This window comes from Vibrio sp. 704 (assembly GCF_033339295.1).
Genome location: NZ_JAWOUH010000893.1, coordinates 1 through 544, shown reverse-complemented (window position 1 = coordinate 544; position 544 = coordinate 1). Strand labels below are relative to the sequence as shown.

The window sequence follows — 544 nt, the reverse complement described above, 5'->3', positions numbered from 1 at the left end:
TCATCAAAGTCGTCAAATTTGCATCTGACATCACTGATAAAGTTCAAAGGGATTTAAACATCTCTCAAGCGATAGCCGACTCTTCTTTTATCGCGAGAAATGCCAGCGAAGAAGCCACATCAAACGTCTGCGGCGCAGAACATTCTCTGAATGAGTTTCGCACCATGATTGAAGAAGTACTGAGTGCCGTCACCGCTTGTGACGATAAAGTTCAAGAGCTATTTAAAACCTCGCAGCAAGTCACTGAAATCGTCAAAGTGATCGACAGCATCGCCTCACAAACCAATCTCCTAGCTCTAAACGCAGCGATTGAAGCAGCTAGAGCTGGTGAACATGGACGAGGATTTGCAGTGGTTGCGGATGAAGTGAGCACTTTAGCAACTCGAACCAGCACGTCGATTGATGAAATCAACCACGTAGTTCTGAGCAACCACTCCCTAACGACCGAAACTCGCTCATTTATCGAGGTCATCAACCAAGGCTTTCTCAGTTCGATGTCGAAACTATTGGAAGTGGACGAGTTTATGAAATCAATCGATGAAGG

1 protein-coding gene is annotated in these 544 nt (G+C 45.4%); it reads left to right on the top strand.

Annotated features, from left to right (window positions below; genetic code table 11):
• On the top strand, nucleotides 1-544 hold a 544-nt coding region (locus tag R7R24_RS29735; protein ID WP_318120591.1), incomplete at both ends, for a methyl-accepting chemotaxis protein.